Source organism: Aliiroseovarius salicola (assembly GCF_027891095.1).
GTDB classification, from domain to species: domain Bacteria; phylum Pseudomonadota; class Alphaproteobacteria; order Rhodobacterales; family Rhodobacteraceae; genus Aliiroseovarius; species Aliiroseovarius salicola.
On record NZ_JAQIIO010000009.1, the window covers coordinates 92,347 to 109,643 of the forward strand.

The following is a 17,297-nucleotide window of genomic DNA, read 5'->3' on the forward strand; positions in this document are numbered from 1 at the left end:
GTTATGCCTCCTCCTCACTGCTCATCATCTGAAGATCCCGCCACCAACATCCGAGGATCAGCTCCTTTACTTCAGCCCATGTCCGATCAAAGGTCTCGCGACCGCGGACATAGGTGTCGCGGTTGAATTCTCGATAGTCCGCCTCGTAGATCCCGTTCACCTGCTCGCCTGCTTGCCCGACCATCGCAGTCACGTCCTGCCTGTATGTGGTCATGAAATCACCAAAATAGGCTTGGATCACATTCGCAAGATCTGTTTGTTGTGAGGCATCGAACCGGGTGATCAGAGCCCGCACGGCGTCCCATTCAAATCGTATTTCGCTTAAACCATGCTGCCGACGAAGCGCATTCTCACCTTCTTCGATCGATGCGAAGGTGGAATACAGCATATCAAAGAACCGACCTGTCGAATCGAACTCGAGGAAGGACGCCCCAAGCGGGATCAGCAAAATATCCGCCGCCGCAAGTGCGTTGATGGTCAAATACCCGAGGGCTGGGGGGGTATCCAGAATGATCAAGTCATATTCGGACAACAACCCTTCGTTCTCCAAAAAGCCCGTCAACGCATCCCAAAGAGGCCAGGATCGCAATTGCATGCGCCACACTGGAACCTGAAACTCCGCCCAATAAAGGTTCAGTTGGGCCCCAATCAGATCGATATTCGGCCAGTGGGTATTTTGGATCACACGCTTGGCATCAAAATCCAACGCTTCTTTCAGCGTCTCGTCGAGGGGCAGGGTAGGTTGCCCTGCGGCTGCTCGAACCTTGTTCTCATCCTCAAGAAACTGTGCGTAGTGCTTGGCCATCAGTGGAAACGCGGTTTGCCATTCATCTTCCACTTGCCCGCCCATGATGGAGGTCATCGATCCCTGGCTGTCCAGATCAACCACTAGGACTTTGTACCCATCAAGCGCCGCTGACATGGCGAGATGGGCTGCTGTTGAAGTCTTACCGACACCACCTTTGAAATTAGCAACGGCAAGCACCTTGGCATCCACACCTTCAGGTCGCCAAGGGCGGTATTCACGTGTTGAAACTCCCTCAGCGGCAAAGTGATCTCTCAGCGCAAGCACATCTGATAACGAGAACCATTTTGATCCACCTTCACCCTCGCCCTGTGGCAGAGAGGGGTTTTGCTTCAGGACGCGCCGAAAATGCGCTGGTGCCACGGGGATCAGGTACTTGCAGATTTCCCAGATCGAAAACCGGCGCAATCTTTTGCGACCATCTGGAGCGTAACCTCGCTTTGCCAGATCATCTCGACCACGAGCTGCAAAGCTTGCTGCTTTTGCGAATCGTGCGGTATTTATGGGATCAGCCAGTTTTTCTGCGGCCTCTTCCGGGTTGATGTTGAAATATGGGGGAGGTGGTGTCTGAACTGCTCTTGCCATGGTTTTCCCAATATGTGCGCTTATTGTGCATTTATTTGGTAAACCATGTGACATGTGAATGGCAATTGAAACATGCGGACGATTTGTCACTTGGTTTCGCCACGAAACCTTATTGAAAAGCCTCAACAATGCTTTCTATTGTTTATTGTATTTAAGAGTTTTGGTGCAAAATAGTAGTTATATTACATGCGGTTAAGACAACTTAGGTATCTGCTTCCGGTATGAAAGGTCCCTGTTTGCAGGACGTCACGCACCCAAGCACGGTTCCATGGTAACCGATTCGCAGGAAGAGGGGGGGATGAGTCCGGTTTCTGTGGATAAGTAGGGTTTTTAGGGGATATTTCACTGTTTAAGACCCAGAGCTGTCCTGTGTTTGGGTTCCTTTAGTATTCAAAAGAACCCGAATGCGGGATGGGGTTCGCAATTTCGGGGACCCGTCGTAGTCTTGTGCGTGGGTTCCTAACATGCGAATATGGCGCAAGTTACAAGAGGTCGAGCAGATGGACCCGATTCCCAAGGATCGCCTTACTGGCGCATTGCGACGCGATAGCGTCAAGAAGAACGTGGCTGCTATACACGTTTCCGGAAAACTGTCGCTGCTGCAACGTAAGCTGTCTAACGTTTTGTTGCTCAACGCCTATGATACGCTGACATCTCAGCCCAGCCACCGGATTGATGCGCGCACGCTGTGCACGATGATCGGGTACAATTCAAACGACTTCGATACGCTAAAGGCATCATTGCGAGGGCTCGCTGAAACGGTTGCAGAATGGGACATGCTGGATGAGGCGGGGCGGCAGGAATGGGGAGTCTCGGCGCTCCTCTCCTATGCCAAGCTCAAAGGTGGGATCTGTGAATATGCCTATTCTCCGGCGCTGGCTGAAAAGCTGCATGACCCTAAGGTTTTTGCGCTGATCAATCTGAATATTCAGCGGCAGTTCACCGGCGGCCATGCGCTTGCGCTCTATGAAAACTGTTTCCGGTTTGTAAATACGGGGTCAACCGGCTGGTGGTCGCTGGAGATATTCCGTCGGCTGATGGGGGTGGATGACAGCGACTATTATAAGAGCTTCAAGCACCTCAATGCCAAGATCATCAAGCCCGCAGTCGCTGAGGTGAACAAGGTCAGCGACATCATTGTGACGCCCGAGACCCGCAAAATGGGCCGCAGCGTGACCGACATCAGGTTCCTGATCAAACGCAATCCTCAACTGACGATCCTGGACATCGATGATGGGGAAGGGGTGCGTAACACCGAAACCTATACAAGATTGGCAAGCCTCGGGGTCAGTGATCGTTTGGCGCGTCAGTGGATTGCGCAACATGGTGACAGTTACGTCTCTGAGAAAATTGATCTGGTTGAGGCGCGGGATGGGGTAAAAAGCCCGGTGAAATACCTTTCGGCCGCGATTTCGGAGGATTATCAGCCGACAGAAGCTATGCAGGGTAGGGCGGTCACACCAAAGACGCGCGCCCGCGCTGCCAAGTTGGGCCGTGTCATGGAAGCGGTATCCGGTCGCTCTCCAACGCGCAAAGATGCGGACCGTCGATTGTTTATGAGCCAGTTGTCAGACCCAGACGCGCGGGATGATTTTGAACGACACGGCTGGACGTCAGCCCTGAATGTCGAGGCAATATTTGCCTTTTGGGAAGACTTGGAACCGGGTTTGTTCGACGATCTTTAAAGAATAGAAGGTCTCTAACCGCTAAGTTAGAGACCTTTTCCTGAGGCTGGGAGGGCATCCTCAGGCGGCATTTGCTGTGTAGGAAGATTGGCGCAATGCACAGGGAGTTATGTCATAGGCAGTTCGGAACCACCTGGTGAGGTTCGATGTGGCGCCAAACCCTGTTGCAATCGAGATCTCTCGCAAAGGCATGCTGGTTAACGTGATCAGTTGATGCGCGCGCTCCAGGCGAAGGTTGCGATAAACGGTGAGCGGCGTTTCCGACGTCAGATCCATGAAGCGCCGTTGCAATTGGCGGGAAGAGATATTGTGGCGCTCAGCCAGTTCTTCGATTGGCAGAGGATGTTCAAGCTCGGTTAGCATCGTCTCTAACGCTGCGCAGACAAGCCGGTCACCGCCGGATTTCTGGCGGATCGTCAGCGCGAAACGGCTCTGCATCCGTTCCAGTCCGGTATCAAGACCAACATAATCGCCCACGGCACCGGCGACGTATTCGCCGTGACGACGTGCAAAAAGTTCCAGCAACAGGGAAAGAGCGGCAAAACTGCTGATTGCGCTGTCAATGCGCCCCGAGCTTGCATATTTGCGGCCCGTGTTGTCGCTGATCAGTCCCTCTTCTTCGGCAGCTGCTAGGAAATTCGGATGAATTGCGAGTGGTAGATCCATTGCTTGTCCGGGTTGGCACATCAAAAAGATGGCTCCGCCGACCAAAATGGAGCGATTTGCCAGACGCAGGATCTGTTGGGCGCGCCCTCGCTCTTCACGTGAAAAAGACCAGCGCGATCGGATATCCCCGAGAAACAGCACAGAACGGTCGCGCCAATACAACGGATCGCTCGTGTGGCTTTCGGAAAGTGTGTGTGTTTCGACCACATAGAGACTGTTTGGCGCCAGATCGTTGGCGGCCGTGAACAGATCGATGAACATCTGTGTACTGGCCGCGCTGGCCGTGTCAGGCAGAATGATGTTCACCCGGTGCATCGTTAGATGCGGGGCTGTCAGAGGCGCTGTTCCGTTTTGCGCGGAAATGGCGGGGGAAATCTGGTTCATGAGAGCTCTCCTCCTGCGGTGGGTCATGCCCCGCCGGTGACCGGCGGGGCAGGGGGCTTTCGTGGCTTACTCAGCCGCGTCTTCATAGGCCTCCATCGGAGGGCAGGTGCAGATCAGGTTCCGGTCGCCATAGGCGTTGTCGACGCGGTTTACAGGGGACCAGTATTTGTCCACGCCCAGCGAACCGGCCGGGAAACAGGCCTCTTCGCGGGTGTAGGGGCGGTCCCATTCGCCAACCAGATCGCGCACGGTGTGTGGTGCGTTCTTCAGCGGGTTGTTTTCGGCGTCGATCTTACCGTCGATGATATCCTGCGCCTCGCCACGGATCGAGATCATTGCATCGCAGAAGCGATCCAGCTCGTCCTTTGGCTCCGACTCGGTTGGCTCCACCATCAGCGTGCCCGCCACCGGCCAGGACATGGTCGGGGCGTGGAAGCCCGAATCGACCAGACGTTTAGCGACGTCATCCACAGTCACGTGACCGGCCTCATCCAACGGGCGGGTGTCGAGGATGCATTCATGCGCCACACGGCCCGTTTCCGAGGTGTAGAGGATCGGATAGCTTTCTTTCAGACGGGCAGCGATATAGTTGGCGTTCAGGATTGCCACTTTCGTCGCTTGCGTCAGACCTTCACCACCCATCAAGAGCACATAGGCCCAGGACACTGGCAAGATCGAAGGTGAACCGAACGGTGCTGCCGAAACTGGGCCGATTGCATCGTTCAGCTCCGGGTGACCTGGCAGGTAGGGCTCAAGATGCGCACGCACACCAATTGGACCCATGCCGGGGCCGCCGCCGCCATGCGGGATGCAGAAGGTCTTGTGCAGGTTCAGGTGCGATACGTCACCGCCGATCTTACCCGGCTGGGCCAGACCCACCATAGCGTTCATATTGGCGCCGTCGATATAGACCTGACCACCGTGATCATGAGTGATCTGGCAAACCTTTTGCACGGTTTCTTCGAATACACCATGGGTCGAGGGATAGGTGATCATGCAAGCGGCAAGCTGTTCCGAGTGTTCGGTCGCTTTTGCTTTGAAATCAGCTACATCGATGTTGCCGTCTTCATCCGCTTTCACCGGCACAACCTTGTAACCCACCATCTGTGCAGTGGCCGGGTTGGTGCCGTGGGCCGAGGTCGGGATCAGGCACACATTGCGGTGCCCTTCGCCGCGGGACTCGTGGTAGTTGCGGATGGTCAAGAGACCCGCGTATTCGCCCTGCGCACCCGAGTTCGGCTGCATCGAAATCGCGTCATAACCGGTGATCTGGCAGAGTTTATCTGACAGGTCGGTGATCATCTCTTTATAACCAAGTGCCTGATCTTCCGGCACAAACGGGTGCAGGTTGGAAAATTCAGGCCAGGTGACCGGGATCATTTCGATCGTGGCGTTGAGCTTCATGGTGCAGGACCCGAGCGGGATCATGGCACGGTCAAGCGCAAGGTCACGGTCGGCCAGACGACGCATGTAGCGGGTGATTTCCGCCTCGGCCCGGTTCTTGTGGAAGATCGGGTGGGTCAGATACTCGGTTTCACGCAGCGCATAATCGGGCAGGCGATAGGCGCGGTTGGCCACACTGTCATCTTCTTTCTCGATGCCAAAGGCACCCCAGACGGCCTCGATGGTTTCAGCGCGGGTCTGTTCGTCGAGCGAGATGCCAATGCGGTCGTTGCCAACAGCGCGCAGGTTCACGCCACGGGCAACGGCCGCTTCCATGACGGTTTTCTGCAGCGGACCGACCTTGATGGTGATCGTGTCAAAGAACACTTTCGGATCCACTTTGAACCCATGCTCTTCCAGACCGGCGGCGAGGCGCGAGGCCTTGCGGTGGACCGACTGAGCGATTGCCTTGATCCCATCGGGGCCATGATAAACCGCATACATAGATGCCATGACAGCCAGCAGGGCCTGAGCGGTGCAGACGTTCGAGTTGGCTTTTTCACGACGGATGTGCTGTTCGCGGGTCTGCAGGGCAAGGCGATAGGCCTTGTTGCCTCGGCTATCAATCGACACTCCGATGATCCGGCCCGGCATCGAGCGTTTCAGCTTGTCTGTGGTCGCCATATAGGCGGCGTGCGGGCCACCATAGCCCATCGGCACACCAAAGCGTTGGGTCGAACCGATCGCAATGTCGGCCCCCATCTCACCCGGGGACTTCAGCAGCGCCAGTGCCAGGATGTCAGCGGCGACGATTGCAATGCCCTTGTGTTCGTGCAGGGCGGCGATTTCGGCGGAATAGTCACGGACATGGCCATAGGTGCCCGGATACTGGAAGATCGCGCCGAAATAAGCGCCGGGTTCCAGCTCGGACGGGTCAGCGACGGTTACATCAACCCCCAGCGGCTTGGCGCGGGTCTTGATCACCTCGATGGTCTGGGCGTGGCAATTGCGGTCGACGAAGAAGGCCGCAGCATTCGACTTCGACTTGCTGCCGCGTTTGGCCATCGCCATGGCTTCAGCGGCTGCGGTGGCTTCATCCAAGAGCGACGCGTTGGCCACGGGAAGCCCGGTGAAATCCGACACCATGGTCTGGAAATTCAGAAGTGCTTCTAGGCGACCTTGGGAAATTTCGGGCTGGTAGGGTGTGTAGGCGGTGTACCAGGCCGGGTTTTCCAGAATGTTGCGCAGGATCGGGGCAGGGGTGGTGGTGCCGTAATAGCCCTGACCGATCAGCGAGGTCAGAACCTTGTTCTTATTGGCAATTTCTTTCATGTGGAAAAGCGCGTCGCGCTCGGTCATCGCGTCGCCCCAATCAAGCGCCTCTTTCTGGCGAATGGCGGGCGGCACGGTGGCGTCGATAAGCTCATCAAGCGTCTTGAAGCCAATCACCTTCAACATGTCGGCCATCTCTTGCGGAGAGGGGCCGATATGGCGGCGGTTTGCGAAATCATAGGCTTCGTAGTCGGTCAGTTTGAAGGCCATGCTGAGATCCTTTGCGTGGGGTGTTTCCCCGCCAGAGTGAAACATGACCGGCAGGGGATAAGTGACGGCGGTAAGATTAGCCGATGAAAGCTTTATAGCCGTCCAGATCCATCAGATCATCCAGCTGAGAGGCGTCGGCGAGCTTGATCTTGTAGATCCAGGCGTTGCTTTCCGGGCTTTCGTTCAGCGAACCGGGATTGCCTTCGAGGTCTTCGTTCACCTCAACCACTGTGCCATCGACCGGGGCGTAGATTTCCGACGCGGCTTTCACGGATTCGATCACGCCGATCTCGTCGCCCTTTTCAAATTCGTCATCAGCTTCTTTCTGCTCGATGAACACAACTTCGCCCAGCTGATCTGCGGCGTGTTGGGTGATGCCGATGGTGGCCACGTCACCTTCAACGGTCAGCCATTCATGTTCTTCGGAATAATAGGTGGTCATTGTGACACTCCTTGGGATCTTGATTTTCTGTGTCGCGCAAATTGGTCTGAAAACCGCCTTGCACTATTCGGATTGCACTTAGCGTTTGTAATTCTGCTGGACGAAGGGAAGGGCTACGACCTCGGCCGGTTGCACCTTGCCGCGGATGATTAGGTTCACCTTTTCACCCGCGTCTCCATGTCCTTTGGCAACATAGCCCATGGCGACCGGGCCGCCAACGGTGGGGCCAAAGCCACCCGAGGTGATTTCGCCGATAGTATTACCATCAAGGTCTTGAATTTCCACGTGTTGACGGGCCGGGGCGCGGCCTTCGGGCTTGATGCCGACGAGTTTCTTGGCGGCACCTTCGGCCAGCTCGCGTTGCACGCGATCAGCCCCCGGGAAACCACCTTCTTCCTTGCGGCGTTTCTCGATGGCCCAGCTTAGGGAGGCTTCGATCGGCGAGGTGGAGTTGTCGATGTCATTGCCATAGAGGCAGAGACCCGCTTCGAGGCGTAGGCTGTCGCGTGCACCCAGACCGGCCGGTTCGCAATCCTCATGGGCAAGGAAGGCACGGGCCACGGCTTCGGCCTTGTCTTCCGGGATCGAGATTTCATAGCCATCTTCGCCGGTATACCCCAGACGCGAAATGCGGCATTCGACACCATTGATGTCGGCAACAGTGGTTTCCATGAATTTCATGTCACGGGCGGCAGGGCAAAGCTCGCCCACCACGTCTTCGGCTTTAGGGCCTTGCACGGCAACCAGCGCGCGGTCGAAGATCTCGGTCACTTCGACGCCGTCCAGATTGGCCTTCATGTGCGGGATGTCCTGATGACGCATCGATGCGTTCACCACGACAAAGAAATGATCTCCGGCATTCGAGACGATCAGGTCGTCCATGATGCCGCCTTCGGGGTTGGTGAAGAAACCGTAGCGCGCCTTGCCCTCTTTCAGGGTGGCATAGGCCTGCGGGCAGATGGTCTCGAGCTTTTCGCCGAGGTTTTCGCCTGTCAGGATCACCTGACCCATGTGGCTCACGTCAAAAAGCGCTGCTTTTTCACGGCAATGTTTGTGTTCACCCATGATCCCCATCGGGTATTGCACAGGCATGTCCCAGCCGGCGAAATCAACCATCTTGCCGCCAAGTTCCACATGCAGGTCGTAAAGCGGGGTGCGTTTGGGGGCATCAGTCATTTCAGTGCCTTTCCTTATGCGATGGCGGAGATCCCGCCGGGTTATCTGGTGTTGGAGAGAGTGCCGTGTACCGGCACTCTTAGGTTTTAATTAATCGCGAACCACAGTCACAGTGCAGTGGGCATTGCGCACCACGCGCGCCAGGTTCGGGCCGATTTCATAATTCGGGAAATCGCCTTTGGACGAGGCAATGATGATAAGGTCAAAGCCTTCTTTATGGGCCAGCTTTAGAATTTCGCGGTACACGCTGCCTTGTTCGATGTGAATCGGCACATGGGCTGCATCATTTGCGGCAAAGATTGCTTCGATCTTGCCACGAACATAGTCCTTTGCACCAGACCCATACCCTTCGGGCAGATTCGGAAGCTGGATAATTTCCGGAACAACCTCAACGGCATGCAGTTCTGCACCGTAGAATTTTGCCTGTTCCAGAGCCAGCGGCAACGCTTTTTTCCAAGACCGATCATCGGTGTGGTCAATCGTCAGGAGAATTTTAGTAGCCATCTTCATATCTCCGTATGAAATGTGGGAGAAAGGGGGCCGGGTTGCGGCCCCCCGGTTTTGGCTTATTCAGCAGGCTCTGAAGCACCACCTTCCGTTGCGAAATACTCTTTGGTGAGCTTCACAACAATCGGTGACAACAGGGCCAGTGCGATCAGGTTCGGAATGGCCATCATGGCATTCAGCGTGTCAGCCAAGAGCCAGATGAAGCCCAGATCTGCGGTGGCGCCGAAGTAGATCATCACGATCCACAGGATGCGGTAGGGCATCAGGGCACGGGAGCCGAAGAAAAAGCCCACGCATTTCTCGCCATAGAACGACCAGCCAAGAATGGTGGTAAAGGCGAAGATCGACAGGGAAATGGCGATCAGCGATCCACCGATACCCGGCAGCGAGGTTTCAAAGGCCAGCGAGGTCAGGGCTGCGCCCGATTCACCCGAGGTCCAAGCGCCCGATGAGATGATGGCGAGGCCAGTGATCGAGCAGACGATGATGGTGTCGATGAATGTACCAAGCATGGCAACCAGACCCTGGTTTACCGGGCTGTTGTTCGACGCAGCAGCGTGGGCGATCGGAGCTGAACCAAGGCCAGCTTCGTTCGAGAATACGCCACGGGCCACACCAAAGCGGATCGCGGCCCACACGGCAGCACCAGCAAAACCACCGGTCGCAGCCGACGGGGTAAACGCATAGGTGAAGACCATCGAGATGGCGTTGCCAATTTCACCGATGTTGATCAGCAGAACCAACAGGCCAGCGATGATATAGCTCACCGCCATAAACGGAACCAGCTTACCAGCAACCATACCGATACGGGTGATACCACCCAAGATGACGGCTGCAGTCAGAACCATCAGAACCACACCGGTGACCGAGGTGTTCACGCCGAAGTTCGAATCGAGCACCTGGGCCACACCGTTGGCCTGCACACCGTTGCCAATCCCGAAGGCGGCGATTGCGCCAAACAGGGCAAAGGCTGGCGCGAGCCAGTACCATTTGGAATCAAGACCGTTCTTGATGTAGTACATCGGGCCGCCAACAAAGTTGCCCAGCTCGTCTGTTTCGCGGAATTTCACCGCGCAGACGGCTTCTGCGTATTTGGTGGCCATCCCCACAAGGGCGGTCATCCACATCCAGAACAGCGCACCCGGCCCGCCAAGGAACACTGCGGTGGCGACACCAGCGATGTTCCCGGTACCGATGGTGGCCGAGAGCGAGGTCATCAGGGCATTGAACGGGCTGATCTGCCCTTCGCCTTGGGCTTCGCGCCCTTTGAAGAGCATTTTAAAGCCCATACCAACCTTCCGGATTGGCATGAATTTCAGCATGACCTGGAGCAGGAAGCCTACCCCAAGAATCAGGACCAGCATCAGCGGCCCCCACACAACGCCATTAATGGCGCCTACAATGTTATTTAACGCTTCCATGGTTTCCTCCCCATGATTTCTGTCCCCCGCGCATTTAACCGGCCTGACCCGATATGCGTGGTTTGATTCGTGCTTGCGTCGCTTTTGGGGGTCATAACGACGTCATTTCCCCTAGGTAACGCGAGACGTGTTCCTTATAGGAAACAAATTCCCGATAAGCAACAAAAGTGTTCAAATAGGGATTTTGACATGTGAAGTAGTCATGGATAAGCTTTGAGAAAATAGGGAGAATTGCGCAAATGGAGTGGATTCCACGTGAGGAGAATGTTGTGACCTCTGAAGCTGAACAGGCTCCGGACGGGGAAATTCTGGGTAAAATGATTCGTGAAGCGCGTAAGGAAAAGGGGCTGACGCTAGAGGAAGCTGCGGGAGCGGCAGGCATTGGTCGGTCGACTTTATCCAAGATCGAAAACAATCAGACCAAACCCAGCTTCGACATCATTCGCAGGTTGATGCAGACGCTTGAACTGGAAACACCACAACTGTTTGTTCAAACCGGCAAGTCAGATATTTCCGGGCGGCGCGATTTCACCCCATCAGGCCAAGGTGAGCACAAAGAAACACGCACCTATGACCATGAACTCTTGTGCAATGAGCTCTCGTCGAAGCGGATGGTGCCATATATTTCGACCATCAAAGCCCGCGAAGCGGCGGATTTTGACAGCTGGGTCCGCCATAGTGGTGAAGAGTTCATGTTTGTCCTGTCGGGTGAACTCACCCTTTACACCGAACACTATCGCCCGCTTCAGATGAAGCCAGGTGACAGCGTTTATTACGACAGCGGCATGGGGCATGGATGTGTTTCGACCAGCGAAGAAGATGCCAAAGTGCTGTGGGTGTCGCTGCAAGGCTGATAATCGACAGGATACTGGGCGCATCTTGCCCATCTCCTGTCGGAACCTGCCGTTCCAGATGGAGTAAATCTGGTAGTTTGCGCCGGAAGTTGAACGGAGGGGTTCCATGGGAGAGTTGTGGGAGGGGCTGGCGCAGGCCGTGCGGCTGCTGATCACATTTGACAGCGATCTGGTGGAAATCACCCTGCGCAGTCTGGCCGTAACTTGTACCGCAGTTGTGATTGCGTCGGCTATTGCTCTTCCATTGGGGGCGATTCTGGCCATGCGTCGGTTCAAGTATCGCCGGCTGACCATTGCCATCCTGAACGCATTGATGGGTCTGCCACCTGTTGTGGTGGGATTGATCGTCTATGTGATTTTCAGCCGATCCGGCCCCCTTGGAGTGTTGGGGCTGCTTTTCACCCCCACGGTCATGGTGATTGCACAGGTCATCATCATCGTGCCGCTTATTGCATCAATTACACAGCAAGCCCTGCGTGAACTCTGGTCTGACTACAGGGATTTGCTGATTTCGCTGAACACGACGATACCACAGCGCCTGGGAACATTGCTCTGGGATGGACGCAGGGCGCTGCTCACCGCCTCCCTCGCCGGTTTCGGTCGGGCCATCGGTGAAGTTGGCGCAATCATGATTGTCGGTGGCAACATTGACAATCACACCCGGGTGCTCACCACTGCGATTGCTTTGGAAACCGGCAAGGGTGAATTTGCCATGGCGCTTGGTTTGGGTTTCATCCTGATAGCTCTCGCCATTGCCGTGAACATTGCCATTCACACGCTCAGCCATACCGAACAGGAGGGCCGCTGGTGAGCATGTTCCCAATTCATGCGCGTGCGATCACCGTGCGTCGCCGGGGCCGCGACCTGATTGGCCCATTGGACCTGTCTCTGGAAGGGCAGGGGGTGACCATCGTGATTGGCCCAAACGGGGCAGGGAAGACAACACTCTTGCGGGCATTGCATGGGATTGAACGGTTGAGCAAAGGTGAGATCACCTACGCGTCTCCCCGGCCAGAAGCGCTCGCAGCGCAGGCGTTCGTGTTCCAGTCCCCGGTGATCATGCGCCGAACAGTGCGCGAAAACATGGCCTATCCGTTGTCATTACGTAACATGTCGAAATCCGAAATATCATCGCGGGTTGATGAAGTGGCCGAAAGGGTAGGGCTCACGTTTGCCCTGAACCGTCCCGCGCGCGTTCTGTCAGGGGGAGAGCGGCAAAAGCTTGCCCTTGGGCGCGCGCTCACTCTGCGTCCGGAACTTCTGTTCCTTGATGAACCTTGTGCCTCACTTGACGGACGGGCCACGCGTGAAATCGAAGACGTTCTGAACCACGAGATTTCGCGGGGACGGCGGATCATCATGTCGACTCATAACATGGGGCAGGCGCGCCGCCTCGCGCAGGATGTGCTTTTCATCCACAAGGGTCAGATCCATGAGGCCGCCCCAGCAGATCAGTTTTTTACCGCGGCCTCCACGGACGCAGCGCGGGCATTCCTGAACGGAGATATTGTCGAATGAAACACCTCCTTGTCGGGGCAATCGCCCTGATCGCCATGGCCGGGGCTGCAAGTGCGGAGCAGATGAAAATGGCGGTGACCACGTCTTTTCACAATTCCGGGCTGGCCGAGGTGCTTCTGCCTGAAATCCAGAAGGATCTGGATCTTGAGGTGCAGTTACTGGTGGTCGGCACCGGGCAGGCTTTGAAGCTTGGCCGGGCAGGGGATGTGGATGCCATTTTAGTGCATTCGCGCAGCTCGGAAGAGGCGTTTGTTGCGGAGGGATTTGCCCCCCATCGCCGCGAGATCATGTATAATGATTTTGTCCTGATTGGACCGGAAGCGGATCCGGCGGGTATTGCGCAGGCTGAACGAGCAACAGATGCGTTGCGCCAGATTTCGGACGCGAACGCACCTTTTGTCAGTCGTGGGGATGACAGCGGAACCCATAAGAAAGAAATGAGCCTCTGGATGGCTGCTGAGGTTGCCCCATCAGGTGATTGGTATCGTGAAGTGGGCGCCGGTATGGGGGCGTCGCTTAATACGGCAGCTGGCATGGGTGCCTATATCCTGTCAGACCGTGCCAGCTGGCTTAACTTCGCCAACAAGGCGGATGAGGTGCTTTTGTTTGCCGGTGATCCGGTTCTATTCAACCAATATGCCTATCTTCCGGTGAATCAGGATAAGCATCCCCATGTGCAGGCGGCACTGGCGGCAAAACTTGAGGAATGGCTGACATCGGATCGCGCCAAAGAACTGATCAACGGGTATCGGCTTGCCGATCAGCAGCTTTTTACCTTCAACGCGAAATAGTCAAAATCGGTACCTGTCGACGCACAAACCCTATCGGGTTTGTGCAATGCCTTGAAAAGGCAAATTCAAAATTTGATGTCAGGGCCAACGGATGCCCGTTTTTGCCTTGTGGCGCGGGGGTAAACCCGGCACTCTTCCCACATGTTTTTGCGCCTGTTCAATGCTCTGGCCGGGGCAGCGCTGTCCCTGATGTTTGCCCTGCCGGTCATGGCCGGACAGGTCACGATCTTTGCTGCCGCCAGTCTGAAGACGGCGCTGGAAGACATGGTCCCGCAGATTTCCCAAGCAACCGGTCACGAAGTGACGCTGTCCTTTGCAGGATCGTCTGCGTTGGCGCGACAGATCGAATATGGGGCACCTGCGGATCTCTATATCTCGGCCAATCCTGGGTGGATGGATCACCTCTCTTCTAAAGGTTTGATCCAAGCGGATACTCGTGTCGATCTCGTGGCCAACCGTCTGGCGCTGGTTGGGCGGGAAGGTGAGGTTGACCCCGTAAATAGTCTCACATCCGATTTCGATATTAAGACGCGTTTGGGTGAGGGGCGTTTGTCCATGGCCTTGGTCGAGGCAGTGCCCGCCGGGATCTATGGCAAGGCTGCCTTGCAATCATTTGGCTGGTGGGATGATCTTTTCCCGATGGTGGCGCAGGCAGATAATGTGCGCGCGGCACTTGCTCTGGTGGCGCAGGGGGCTGCCCCACTTGGGATCGTTTATGAAAGTGATGCAATGGCAGACCCGCGCGTTTCGGTTATTGGAGTTTTTCCCCCAGACAGTCACCCGCCTATTCGCTACCCCGCAGCCCTCACGCACAGAGCGGCGGAGGGATCTGAGGACGTACTCGACTGGTTGCGATCTTCTGAGGCACAAGCCCTGTTTGTTGCTCATGGCTTCAGGGGGGTGGATCCGTGATGGAGTGGCTTGGCCCCGAAGAATGGCAAGCAGTGCGCTTGTCGCTGAAGGTGGCGTTTTGGGCCACGATCTGCGCCCTGCCGCCCGGGGTGCTGGTGGCGCATATCCTGGCGCGCGGTCAGTTTTTCGGCAAGCAGGTGCTTAACGGATTGGTGCATTTGCCACTGGTCCTGCCGCCGGTTGTGACCGGCTACCTCTTGCTTGTGGGTTTTGCGCCCAACGGAGTGTTGGGCGAACCGCTCTCCTATCTCGGGATCAGCTTTGCGTTTCGCTGGACGGGGGCGGCATTGGCTGCGGCGATCATGGGGTTCCCGCTGATGGTGCGCGCCATTCGACTGTCAATCGAAGCGGTGGATCCGAAGCTGGAACAGGCGGCGTCTACGCTTGGGGCTTCGCGGCCTTGGGTGTTTGTCACCGTCACCTTGCCACTGATCCTACCCGGCGTTCTGACCGGCGCAATCCTTGCCTTTGCCAAAGCCATGGGAGAGTTTGGGGCGACCATCACCTTCGTGTCCAACATCCCAGGCCAAACCCAGACCCTGCCATCCGCCATCTATGCGTTTTTGCAAGTGCCGGGAGGCGAAGCCGCAGCGACGCGGCTTGTGGTCATTTCGGTTGTTATCGCCATGGCTGCGCTGATTGCGTCCGAACTTCTTGCCCGCCAAGTGGCCAAGAGAATTGGGGGGCAGGATGCTTGAGGTCAGTCTTAAACATCGCTTTTCCGGGACGGATCTGGATCTCGAATTTATGGCGCCCCCCGGTTTGACTGTGCTTTATGGTGCGTCCGGGTCCGGCAAGACGACGGTTGTCAATGCCGTGGCTGGGTTGCTGCGGCCGGATCAGGGCCGGGTTCAGGTTGGCGAAGATATTCTCGGCGACACCGACCGGGGTGTTTGGCTGCCGCCTCACAAACGCGGGTTGGGGTATGTCTTTCAGGAGGCGCGGCTCTTTCCCCATCTCACCGTTGAGCAGAACCTGAAGTTTGGCGCTTGGTTCGCGCAGCATCGTCCACCCGTTGCCAGTTTGGGCAAAGTGGTCGAGATGTTGGGGATTGGTCCGCTTCTGTCACGCCGGCCCGGCGCCCTGTCCGGTGGTGAAAAGCAGCGGGTTGCCATTGGGCGTGCCCTCTTGGCCCGCCCAAGAATGCTTTTGGCGGATGAGCCTCTGGCGGCTTTGGATCAGGCGCGTAAGTCCGAGATTCTTCCGTATTTTGAACGTCTGCGAGACGAAGTCTCTCTGCCGATCCTCTATGTCTGTCATGCCCCGGAAGAGGTTGCTCGACTTGCGACAACTGTGGTGGCGCTGGATCAGGGGCGCATTTTGCAGGTTGGCCCGGCCGAAGACGTGTTGTCAGATCCCGGCTTTGCGCCGCAAGGCCCCCGTGCGGTCGGCGCGCTGTTGCGAGCGAATGTTGCACACCACCACGAGGATGGTCTAACCGAACTGAATGCTGGCGGCATCCCCCTGTTTGTTCCACGCATAACACAGCCGGTCGGGCACGGTCTGCGCCTTCGGATCGCTGCGCAGGATGTGATCCTTGCGCGAGATCTGCCAAAGGACATGTCAGCGCTGAATGTGTTGCCCGGCAAGATCGATGAGGTGCGAATGGGCAAAGTGGCAGGCGCAATCGTAGCCATCACAACGCCTGCCGGAAAGCTTCTGGCACGGATCACCCGGCGCTCAGCAGACGGGATGGCGCTTGCGCCGGGGCAGGCGATCAATGCCATCGTGAAGACCGTGGCAATTGCGCCGGATGATGTGGGGCGGTGATCCGGTAATCTTGCAATCCGTCTGGACCATTTTTGCAAAATTTGGCATAATTGGTGAAATGTGACCAGGAACAAGGAGATGCCATGTTACCTTCTGAGCGCCACGCAATCATTCTGAGCGAAGTGGCCCACCAGCCCGCTGTTTCTATTCGTTACCTGACCGAACGCCTCGGCGTGTCGCGCGAAACAGTGCGCAAGGATATCGAGTTGCTGGCGCAGGCGGGAGAGCTCAACCAAGTGCGCGGTGGCGCCACGAGTATTCGCAAACAGGAACCCCCCATGGCGGACCGCTCCCAAAGCAATCCGTCAGGCAAGGAACAGATTGGTCTACGTGTTGTGCAAATGATCCCGGACGGATCAAGCATCATCATCGATAATGGTTCCACCGCACGTGCCGCAGCGCGAGAGCTTGCCCGGGTGAGGCGTGATTTGGTTATTTATACCAATGATTTGAGTATTGCGGCGGTCATGGCCCCCTGTGCAGAAGTGACTTTGCTTGGTGGGCGATTTGACAGCTCAGAAAATGCAACAATGGGTCTGGATACGCTTGACCACCTCAGTCGGTTTCATGTGGAATTTGCGCTGATCGGGACAGGGGGGATCAGCGCGCGAACCATGTTCACCGATTTTTCGCTGGAAGCGGCCAATCTGCGCCACCTGATGATGCAACGAGCGCAGAGACCTTTTATTCTGGCCGATCACAGTAAGTTTGGCGTTGTGGGACAAGTTGCAATGAAGCCGCTTCCGTCCTCTGCGGCGCTCGTGGTTGATCAGTTGCCAAAAGCGGAGCTGGCAGACGCTCTGGCACATCAAGAGATTGAAGTGGTGTTGGCATAATGCCAAGAATAGAAAATAAT

General features: G+C 56.4%; 16 protein-coding genes. 9 read left to right on the forward strand and 7 right to left on the reverse strand.

All coding sequences use genetic code 11. The features are described 5' to 3' along the window. Position 1: 1 nt before the first annotated feature. The gene (locus O2N63_RS14780; protein ID WP_271055057.1) at positions 2-1,390 is read right to left on the reverse strand and encodes an AAA family ATPase; all 1,389 of its coding nucleotides are present in this window, start codon (positions 1,388-1,390) and stop codon (positions 2-4) included. Between the two features lie 500 nt (positions 1,391-1,890). Here O2N63_RS14780 and O2N63_RS14785 point away from each other — a divergent pair, with 500 nt between their 5' ends. Continuing rightward, positions 1,891-3,075 (forward strand): replication initiation protein, encoded by a 1,185-nt coding sequence (locus tag O2N63_RS14785; protein ID WP_271055058.1) that lies wholly within the window; start codon positions 1,891-1,893, stop codon positions 3,073-3,075. 60 nt (positions 3,076-3,135) lie between these two features. Here O2N63_RS14785 and O2N63_RS14790 read toward each other — a convergent pair whose 3' ends face one another. The 6 genes from O2N63_RS14790 to O2N63_RS14815 all read right to left on the reverse strand — a co-directional run bounded on the left by O2N63_RS14790 (position 3,136) and on the right by O2N63_RS14815 (position 10,596). Continuing rightward, positions 3,136-4,125: a helix-turn-helix domain-containing protein gene (locus O2N63_RS14790; RefSeq protein ID WP_271055059.1), complete on the reverse strand. Its 990-nt coding sequence runs from the start codon at positions 4,123-4,125 to the stop codon at positions 3,136-3,138. 66 nt (positions 4,126-4,191) lie between these two features. Then, positions 4,192-7,050 carry an aminomethyl-transferring glycine dehydrogenase gene (gcvP, locus tag O2N63_RS14795; protein WP_271055060.1) on the reverse strand — a complete coding sequence of 953 codons (2,859 nt, stop codon included), beginning with the start codon at positions 7,048-7,050 and terminating at the stop codon, positions 4,192-4,194. Positions 7,051-7,126: 76 nt separating this feature from the next. Then, positions 7,127-7,492 carry a glycine cleavage system protein GcvH gene (gene gcvH, locus O2N63_RS14800; protein WP_271055061.1) on the reverse strand — a complete coding sequence of 122 codons (366 nt, stop codon included), beginning with the start codon at positions 7,490-7,492 and terminating at the stop codon, positions 7,127-7,129. Between the two features lie 78 nt (positions 7,493-7,570). After that, the gene (gcvT, locus tag O2N63_RS14805; RefSeq protein WP_271055062.1) at positions 7,571-8,668 is read right to left on the reverse strand and encodes a glycine cleavage system aminomethyltransferase GcvT; all 1,098 of its coding nucleotides are present in this window, start codon (positions 8,666-8,668) and stop codon (positions 7,571-7,573) included. Positions 8,669-8,758: 90 nt separating this feature from the next. Next, positions 8,759-9,172 carry a universal stress protein gene (locus O2N63_RS14810; RefSeq protein ID WP_271055063.1) on the reverse strand — a complete coding sequence of 138 codons (414 nt, stop codon included), beginning with the start codon at positions 9,170-9,172 and terminating at the stop codon, positions 8,759-8,761. 62 nt (positions 9,173-9,234) lie between these two features. After that, the gene (locus O2N63_RS14815) at positions 9,235-10,596 is read right to left on the reverse strand and encodes an alanine/glycine:cation symporter family protein (protein WP_271055064.1); all 1,362 of its coding nucleotides are present in this window, start codon (positions 10,594-10,596) and stop codon (positions 9,235-9,237) included. 239 nt (positions 10,597-10,835) lie between these two features. On the opposite strand from O2N63_RS14815, the gene O2N63_RS14820 reads away from it, so the two are divergent. From O2N63_RS14820 to O2N63_RS14855, 8 genes are all read left to right on the forward strand, one after another. Further along, positions 10,836-11,450, forward strand: coding sequence for a helix-turn-helix domain-containing protein (locus O2N63_RS14820; RefSeq protein ID WP_271055065.1), 615 nt, complete (start codon positions 10,836-10,838; stop codon positions 11,448-11,450). Between the two features lie 106 nt (positions 11,451-11,556). Then, positions 11,557-12,261: an ABC transporter permease gene (locus tag O2N63_RS14825; protein ID WP_271055066.1), complete on the forward strand. Its 705-nt coding sequence runs from the start codon at positions 11,557-11,559 to the stop codon at positions 12,259-12,261. Between the two features lie 2 nt (positions 12,262-12,263). Next, positions 12,264-12,968 carry an ATP-binding cassette domain-containing protein gene (locus O2N63_RS14830; RefSeq protein WP_271055067.1) on the forward strand — a complete coding sequence of 235 codons (705 nt, stop codon included), beginning with the start codon at positions 12,264-12,266 and terminating at the stop codon, positions 12,966-12,968. Then, positions 12,965-13,759, forward strand: a complete 795-nt coding sequence (locus tag O2N63_RS14835; protein ID WP_271055068.1) for a substrate-binding domain-containing protein — start codon at positions 12,965-12,967, stop codon at positions 13,757-13,759. Before O2N63_RS14830 ends, O2N63_RS14835 begins: the two co-directional genes overlap by 4 nt. A gap of 141 nt (positions 13,760-13,900) precedes the next feature. Further along, positions 13,901-14,671: a molybdate ABC transporter substrate-binding protein gene (gene modA, locus O2N63_RS14840; RefSeq protein ID WP_271055069.1), complete on the forward strand. Its 771-nt coding sequence runs from the start codon at positions 13,901-13,903 to the stop codon at positions 14,669-14,671. After that, complete coding sequence (modB, locus tag O2N63_RS14845; RefSeq protein ID WP_271055070.1) at positions 14,671-15,369, forward strand: molybdate ABC transporter permease subunit; 699 nt, start codon at positions 14,671-14,673, stop codon at positions 15,367-15,369. The genes modA and modB overlap by 1 nt, the downstream gene beginning before the upstream one ends. Continuing rightward, positions 15,362-16,441, forward strand: coding sequence for a molybdenum ABC transporter ATP-binding protein (gene modC / locus O2N63_RS14850; RefSeq protein ID WP_271055071.1), 1,080 nt, complete (start codon positions 15,362-15,364; stop codon positions 16,439-16,441). The genes modB and modC overlap by 8 nt, the downstream gene beginning before the upstream one ends. 83 nt (positions 16,442-16,524) lie before the next feature. After that, entirely contained in the window at positions 16,525-17,277 is a 753-nt protein-coding gene (locus O2N63_RS14855) for a DeoR/GlpR family DNA-binding transcription regulator (RefSeq protein ID WP_271055072.1), read from the forward strand. The last annotated feature ends 20 nt before the right edge of the window (positions 17,278-17,297 follow it).

Coding starts and splice junctions, on each gene's coding strand:
- O2N63_RS14780 (WP_271055057.1), bottom strand. CDS start 1,390: ATGGCAAGAGCAGTTCAGACACCACCTCCCCCATATTTCAACATCAAC.
- O2N63_RS14785 (WP_271055058.1), top strand. CDS start 1,891: ATGGACCCGATTCCCAAGGATCGCCTTACTGGCGCATTGCGACGCGAT.
- O2N63_RS14790 (WP_271055059.1), bottom strand. CDS start 4,125: ATGAACCAGATTTCCCCCGCCATTTCCGCGCAAAACGGAACAGCGCCT.
- gcvP (WP_271055060.1), bottom strand. CDS start 7,050: ATGGCCTTCAAACTGACCGACTACGAAGCCTATGATTTCGCAAACCGC.
- gcvH (WP_271055061.1), bottom strand. CDS start 7,492: ATGACCACCTATTATTCCGAAGAACATGAATGGCTGACCGTTGAAGGT.
- gcvT (WP_271055062.1), bottom strand. CDS start 8,668: ATGACTGATGCCCCCAAACGCACCCCGCTTTACGACCTGCATGTGGAA.
- O2N63_RS14810 (WP_271055063.1), bottom strand. CDS start 9,172: ATGGCTACTAAAATTCTCCTGACGATTGACCACACCGATGATCGGTCT.
- O2N63_RS14815 (WP_271055064.1), bottom strand. CDS start 10,596: ATGGAAGCGTTAAATAACATTGTAGGCGCCATTAATGGCGTTGTGTGG.
- O2N63_RS14820 (WP_271055065.1), top strand. CDS start 10,836: ATGGAGTGGATTCCACGTGAGGAGAATGTTGTGACCTCTGAAGCTGAA.
- O2N63_RS14825 (WP_271055066.1), top strand. CDS start 11,557: ATGGGAGAGTTGTGGGAGGGGCTGGCGCAGGCCGTGCGGCTGCTGATC.
- O2N63_RS14830 (WP_271055067.1), top strand. CDS start 12,264: ATGTTCCCAATTCATGCGCGTGCGATCACCGTGCGTCGCCGGGGCCGC.
- O2N63_RS14835 (WP_271055068.1), top strand. CDS start 12,965: ATGAAACACCTCCTTGTCGGGGCAATCGCCCTGATCGCCATGGCCGGG.
- modA (WP_271055069.1), top strand. CDS start 13,901: ATGTTTTTGCGCCTGTTCAATGCTCTGGCCGGGGCAGCGCTGTCCCTG.
- modB (WP_271055070.1), top strand. CDS start 14,671: ATGGAGTGGCTTGGCCCCGAAGAATGGCAAGCAGTGCGCTTGTCGCTG.
- modC (WP_271055071.1), top strand. CDS start 15,362: ATGCTTGAGGTCAGTCTTAAACATCGCTTTTCCGGGACGGATCTGGAT.
- O2N63_RS14855 (WP_271055072.1), top strand. CDS start 16,525: ATGTTACCTTCTGAGCGCCACGCAATCATTCTGAGCGAAGTGGCCCAC.